This window comes from Methylosinus sp. KRF6 (assembly GCF_018887255.1).
Taxonomy (GTDB): Bacteria; Pseudomonadota; Alphaproteobacteria; order Rhizobiales; family Beijerinckiaceae; genus Methylosinus; species Methylosinus sporium.
In genome coordinates, this window is sequence record NZ_JAHLJF010000001.1 from 395,155 (window position 1) to 401,922 (window position 6,768).

General features: G+C 66.0%; 4 protein-coding genes. All 4 read right to left on the reverse strand.

Going from position 1 to position 6,768, the window contains the following annotated elements; translation table 11 throughout:
• Nucleotides 1–103: 103 nt before the first annotated feature.
• The 4 genes from KP010_RS01870 to KP010_RS01885 all read right to left on the reverse strand — a co-directional run bounded on the left by KP010_RS01870 (nt 104) and on the right by KP010_RS01885 (nt 6,601).
• Nucleotides 104–1,036 carry a fatty acid desaturase gene (locus tag KP010_RS01870; protein ID WP_371824180.1) on the reverse strand — a complete coding sequence of 311 codons (933 nt, stop codon included), beginning with the start codon at nt 1,034–1,036 and terminating at the stop codon, nt 104–106.
• A gap of 417 nt (nt 1,037–1,453) precedes the next feature.
• Nucleotides 1,454–4,594 (reverse strand): efflux RND transporter permease subunit, encoded by a 3,141-nt coding sequence (locus tag KP010_RS01875; protein ID WP_142861661.1) that lies wholly within the window; start codon nt 4,592–4,594, stop codon nt 1,454–1,456.
• Nucleotides 4,591–6,138, reverse strand: coding sequence for an efflux RND transporter periplasmic adaptor subunit (locus KP010_RS01880; protein ID WP_142861660.1), 1,548 nt, complete (start codon nt 6,136–6,138; stop codon nt 4,591–4,593). Before KP010_RS01880 ends, KP010_RS01875 begins: the two co-directional genes overlap by 4 nt.
• A 118-nt stretch (nt 6,139–6,256) precedes the next feature.
• Nucleotides 6,257–6,601, reverse strand: coding sequence for a hypothetical protein (locus KP010_RS01885; RefSeq protein WP_246659691.1), 345 nt, complete (start codon nt 6,599–6,601; stop codon nt 6,257–6,259).
• Nucleotides 6,602–6,768: the final 167 nt, after the last annotated feature.

Below are 6,768 nucleotides of genomic sequence, written 5' to 3' on the forward strand. Positions count from 1 at the left end.
CTGGCTGGTGTGGGAGGATGCCGCCCCTGGGTCGAGATATCCGGCGCTTGTTCGGGCCGAACCGACGCCGCGCGCCAAAGCGCGGCGTCCGAATGGCCGATCGTCACGCAAAGGCCGCTTCGCCGAGCGTGACGAGCACGGCGCGCATCGCTTCGCGATTGCCGAGCGTCACATAGGCGTAGCCGCATTCCTCCATCGCCGCTTTCGTTAATTTGCGCATCTTGGTCAGGCTTCTGCGCGAGAGGCTCGGGAACATATGGTGCTCGATCTGGCTGTTCAGTCCGCCCGTCAGCCAATCGAGAAACGGCGAGCTCGGCGTGTTGCGCGTCGAGCGCGCCTGCCGGTCGTAGAATCCCTTGGTTTCCGACGCGTCGTAGACTTCCATGCCCGTATGGTTGAGCACGAACACGAAGGCGAGGATGAAGCCGCCGATCAGCTGCGCGGCGAGGAACCAGAGCCAGCCCGTCCAGGCCGCGCCCGGAGCCAGCAAGCCTGCGAGCGTAAATCCCAAAATCCAATGGGCGGCGCAGAGCGCCGCTTCGATCCATTGCTCCTTGGTCAGAGCGACGTCGATGCTCTGCCAGCTCCAATTGAAGCGAGCGACCGAAAGGATCGGAAAGAAAAGCGGCACCTGAAAGCGCGGCAGCACGAAGGACAGCGCGCGGCCGAGCCCTTTTTGGCGCGCCTTGGCGTTGTATCGGGCCAGCGACTTGTCCCAGACGAGCCAGGGAGGCGAATCGATATCGCCGTCGATCGGCGTGCGCGTCCCGTCCGCTTCGACGCGGCAGGCGTTCGGAAAGGCGTGATGCAGCTCGTGCTTCTCGATCCACCAGGTCGAGCCGAAACCCTGGGCGAGCGACACGAGCCGCAACATGATGCGCGCCTTCGTCTCGCCGCGCGGCCCCCATTGGTTGTGAGCGACGTCATGGCCGAGATAGGCCGTGCGCGGATAATGCAGCCCGAGAATGAAAGCGCCGAGCGCCGCGGCGAAGCCGCCCTGCGCGAGCAGGAGGAAAGCGAGCGTGGGGGCCGCCACGAGCTCGAGGCAGCGGAGCGCCCGCTCCCACAACGGCACGTTGTAATACCCCTTCTCGCGAGCCCAAGCCCGCAACGCAGCGATACGCTGAGCCAGATTTTTCGCGTCCAGGAGGTCCGGATCGATCCGGGCGGGCGCAGTTGCTTGTTGTTGGTTCAATGGAATACCCGCTTAGCCTGCTCGGCTACAGTTCGAGGCCGCAGCCCTTGCGTATCGGGCCAAGCCGAGGCCGCTGTCAAATCTTAATCGCGGGAGGCCCCCTCCCGCCGGGCGCAGGCTCGGCGGCATTCGTCGAGCGATTCCAGAGCCGACAACCTGGAACAAGAGCATAAGATGCTTTTCCTGCTGACGAAAGCTGAGCTTTGAGCCAGACGGTCCCGCTCGAGACGGCCGCCGCCCGCGAGACCATTCTCGAGACTATCGGCGAGAGCCGGCCCCGCCATCTGCGGCGGGCGTGCGGACGCCCTCGACGAGGGCGTAGATGGCCGGAATGACGACGAGCGTCAGAACCGTGGAGGAGGCCATGCCGCCGATCATCGGCGCGGCGATGCGCTGCATCACCTCCGAGCCCGCGCCGGCGCTCCACAGGATCGGCGCGAGGCCCGCGATAATGGCCGTGACCGTCATCATTTTCGGACGCACGCGCTCGACGGCGCCGCGCATGATCGCCTCGTGCAGATCGGCGCGCGTGACGGCGCGTCCCTGCGCGGCGCGCTCGGCGGCGAGCTCCCTCATGGCCTGATCCAGATAGATCAGCATGACGACGCCGGTTTCCGCGGCGACGCCGGCGAGCGCGATGAAGCCGACCGCCGCCGCCACCGAGAGATCGAACCGCATGATCCACATCGCCCAAACGCCGCCGACGAGCGCGAAAGGGAGGGACGCCATCACGATCAGCGTTTCCGTCAAGCGGCGGAAATTGAGATAGAGCAGCAGGAAGATGATCGCGAGCGTCAGCGGAACGACGATTTCGAGCCGCGCCGCCGCGCGCTGCATATACTCGAACTGCCCGCTCCAGCTCACATAGGAGCCGGCGGGAAAGGCAACCGATTGCGCCACGGTCTTCTGCGCCTCTGCGACATAGGAGCGAAGATCGCGATCTCGCACATCGACGAAGACATAGACCGCGAGCTGGCCGTTCTCCGTGCGGATCGCCGTCGGGCCGCGCGTCAGTTCGATGGTCGCGACCTCGCCGAGCGGGACGGCGCCGCCGCGCGGCAGCGGGACGAGCACTTCCCGCGCGATCGTCTGTGGATCGGAGCGGAACTCGCGAGGATAGCGTATGTTGACGCCGTAGCGCTCGCGCCCTTCGACCGTCGTCGTGATCGTCTCGCCGCCGAGCGCGGTGGCGATCACCTCCTGCACGTCGCCGATCATCAGATTATAGCGGGCGAGCGCCGGATGATCGGGAACAATGTCCAGAAAATAGCCGCCATTGACGCGCTCGGCATAGGCGCTCGCCGTGCCGGGAACGCGCTTCAGCGCCGCCTCGACCTGCCGCGCCAGCCCCTCCATCTGCGCGAGATCGGGACCGAAAATCTTCACGCCGATCGGCGTGCGTATGCCCGTGGCGAGCATGTCGACGCGCGCCTTGATCGGCATGGTCCAGGCGTTGGAGACGCCGGGAAATTGCAGAGCGGCGTCGAGTTCGGCGATCAGCCGGCCCGTCGTCATTCCTGCTCGCCATCGGTCTTTCGGCTTCAGCGCGATGATGGTCTCGAACATTTCGAGCGGCGCCGGATCGGTCGCCGTCGCGGCGCGGCCGGCCTTGCCATAGACGGAGGCGACCTCGGGAAAGGATTTGATGATGCGATCCTGCGTCTGCAACAGTTCCGCGGCTTTGGTGACGGAAAGGCCGGGCAGCGTCGTCGGCATATAGAGCAGGGCGCCCTCGTCCAATGTCGGCATGAATTCGCCGCCGAGCCGGCGCGCCGGGACAATCGTCATGACGATCGCAATCACGGCGACGAGAATGGTCGCCGTCTTCGCCTTCAAGACGCGCGCGATGATCGGACGATAGAGACAGATCAAGGCGCGATTGAGCGGATTTTTCGCTTCCGCCACTATGTTTCCGCGCACGAAGACCACCATCAGCGCCGGAACCAGCGTCACCGAGAGCAGCGCCGCCGCCGCCATGGCGAAGGTCTTCGTATAGGCGAGCGGCGAGAACAGCCTTCCTTCCTGCGCCTCCAAAGTGAAGATCGGCAGGAAAGACACGGTGATGACCAGCAGGCTGAAGAATAGCGCCGGCCCGACCTCGCTCGCCGCCTCGATCACGATTTCGACGCGGGGCTTTTCGGGCGAGGCGCGCTCCAAATGCTTATGCGCGTTCTCGATCATCACGATCGCGGCGTCGACCATAGCGCCGATCGCGATGGCGACGCCTCCTAAGCTCATGATGTTGGAGCCGACGCCGATCGCCTTCATCGCCGCGAAGGCGATGAGCACGCCGATCGGCAGCATGACGATGGCGACGAGCGCGCTGCGCAAATGCATGAGGAAGACTGCGCAGACGAGAGCGACGATGACGCTCTCCTCGAGAAGCGTCCTGCGCAATGTCTCGATCGCCGCATGAATGAGCTCTGACCGATCATAGACGGTCGCGATCTCGACGCCCTTGGGCAGCGCGGGCGCGAGCCGGGCCAGCGCGGCCTTCACATTGTCGATCACGCTCAGCGCATTGGCGCCATAGCGCTGCAAGGCGATCGCGCTCGCGACCTCGCCCTCGCCATCGAGCTCGGCGACGCCGCGGCGCTCGTCCGGCCCGAGCTCCACGCGGGCGACGTCGCGCAGCAGCAGCGGTGTGCCATTCTCGGCGCGCAGGCCGATATGTTCTATGTCGGCGGCGCTTTTCAAATAGCCGCGGCCGCGCACGATGAACTCGAATTCGGACAGCTCCACCGTGCGGCCGCCGACATCCGTATTGCTGGCGCGGATCGCCTCGCGCAATTGCTTCAGCGAGACGCCCAGCGCGCGCAGCCGATTGGGATCGACGACGACATTATATTGCTTGACGAAGCCGCCGACGCTCGCGACCTCGGCCACGCCTTCCGCCTTGGAGAGGCCGTAGCGCAATGTCCAATCTTGCAGCGAGCGCAGCTCGGCGAGCGTCATCTCCTTGGCGACGAGCGCATATTGATAGACCCAGCCGACGCCGGTCGCATCCGGTCCGAGCGCTGGCGTCACGCCCGGCGGCAGCTTCTTCGTCGCGGCGTTCAAATATTCGAGCACGCGCGAGCGCGCCCAATAGAGATCGACGCCATCCTCGAAGATCACGTAGACGAAAGAGACGCCGAAGAAGGAGAAGCCGCGCACCACTTTCGAGCGCGGCACGGTGAGCATGGCGCTGGTCAGCGGATAGGTGACCTGATCTTCCACCACTTGCGGCGCCTGCCCCGGATATTCCGTATAGACGATCGCCTGCACGTCGGAGAGATCGGGAAGCGCGTCGAGCGGAAGCGTGCGCAGCGCATAGACGCCGGCGCCGATCGAGAAGCCGGCGCAGAGGAAGACGAGAAGGAGATTGCGCGCCGACCAGGCGATCAGCCGGCCGATCATCGCGGCGTCTCCGCGCCGGCCAGCGTCTGCAGAGCGGCGCGCAAATTGCTCTCCGAATCGATCAGAAAATTGGCCGCCGTCACCACGCGATCCTTTTCGTCGAGCCCGCTGCGCACCTCGACGACTCCCTCGCCGCGCTGTCCGAGCGTCACCTCGCGCGGCTCGAAACGCCCTTCGCCCTTGTCGAGAAGGACCAGCGCGCGCTTGCCGGTCTCGATCACCGCGCTTTCGGGCGCGGTCACGACCGCATCCGGCTCGCCCGCGAAAATTTCCGCCTCGACATACATGTCCGGCCGCAGGATCAGATCGGGATTGGGCAATTCGATGCGCGCGCGCGCGGTGCGCGTCTCGCGATTGATCTGCGGATAGACGACCGTCACGCGGCCGGCGAAAATGCGATCGGAAAGGCCGCGCGCTCTGATCTCGACCGTCTGGCCGACGTGCAGCCGCGCATAATCCTGCTCGGCCACATCGACGAGCGCCCAGACCACCGACAGATCGGCGATGCGGAACAGCACTTGGCCGGCCTCCGCCTTCATGCCTTCGACGGCGTTGCGCTCGAGAATGAGTCCCTCGCGCGGCGCCGGCCAGGAGACGCTCGCCGGCACGCGGCGGCTGCGGGAGATTTCGGCGATGAATTCGGGCGGAACATTCAGCGTCTCGAGCTTTCTGCGCACGCCCTCGAGCAGGCCGGCGTCGCCATTGCGCGAATTGGCGAAGACGAGATAATCGGCCGCCGCCGCGGCGATGGCCGGCGAAAAGAGCCGCGCCAGGGGCTGGCCTTTCACGACGCGCGCGCCGGTCGTCGCTTCGAAGACTTTCTCGACGAAAGCCTCGGAGCGCGTCGCGACCACGGCGAGGCGGCGCTCGTCGACCTGCACGGCGCCGGGCGCGCGAATCTTCGCGACGAGCGGCCGGCGGCGGACCTGTTCCGACCGCACGCCCGCGCGCTGGATTTTTCCAGGCGCGATGCGCAGCGCGCCATCGGCCTCGGCGTCATCGCCCTCATAGACCGGCGTATAATCCATTCCCATCGGATCCTTCTTCGGGATCGGCGAGACGTCCGGCAGGCCCATCGGATTGCGGTAGTAGAGAATTTTTTTCGCGCGGGGCGCCTCGGCGAGCTCCGGGAGGAGGGCGCGCAGATCGGCGGGCCGCACCGGCAGATAATCCATGCCCATGCCGTCCTTGCGCGGACCCGCAGAGATATCGCGGCCGCCCATCGGATCGCGATAGAACAGCGGCTCGTCGCCCGAGGGCGCGGGCGCATCGGGAAGCCTGCCGAGAAGCGGGGCGATCCGCGACCGGCGCACGGGCAGAAAATCCATTCCCATGCGATCCTTGCGCTGGCGGAGCGAGACCTCCCCGCCGCCCATCGGATCGCGATAGAAGAGAATGGGATCGTCGGAGGCCGCGGTCGCCGTCGAATGATCCGGCCGCGCCGGATCGGCATAGGGCGCTTCGGAATGGGAGACGTGAAGCGCGGATGCGGCCACGCTCGCGGCGAGCGCGAGCGCGCCGAAAAAAGGCGTATAGGGAGGCATGATCTCGATCTCCGGCCGCAGCGGCAGCGGATGGGCCTGAAGCTCACGAGGATAAGCTCACGAAGCCGCTCCGCCGCGCGTGCGACGGAGCCGGCGCGACGGAGCCGGCGATTGCGCTTCAGGCGATCGGAGGTCGAAGATCGGGAGGGGCGGTCAAGGAGGCAAAATCGGCGTCGCTCGCCGCGACGAGCGACGCCGCCGACGACGAGACCGGCATGACGAAGAATGAGTCGATCGGGCCGGCGACGGCCGGAGCCTGGACGCAGGAGACGGCCGCGCAATCATTGCCCGCGCGCGAGCGCTCGTCTCGCTCGCCCTGATTTGCCGAGGCCTTATGGCAATCCTCCATGGCGGCCGCGCTCACCCCGTCGCAATGGCGACCGACGCGCGAAGCCTCGGCCCCGCCGACCAGCGAGAACGCCAGCGCGAGCATAAGGACGAGCCTCTGGAGGAGACGAAGCATGATTGTTTTCTAGCACCTGGAAATGAAAGCGTAAACCTGGCCCCGTTCAGAAAGACGTTCGGGCAGGGCGAACGCGTCGGCGCGTCTCTCGTCGATCGCGGAGCCTCACATTGGGTTCTGTCGCAAATTTTGTCTACAGGCGCGCCGGGCAAGTGAGAATGACGTGG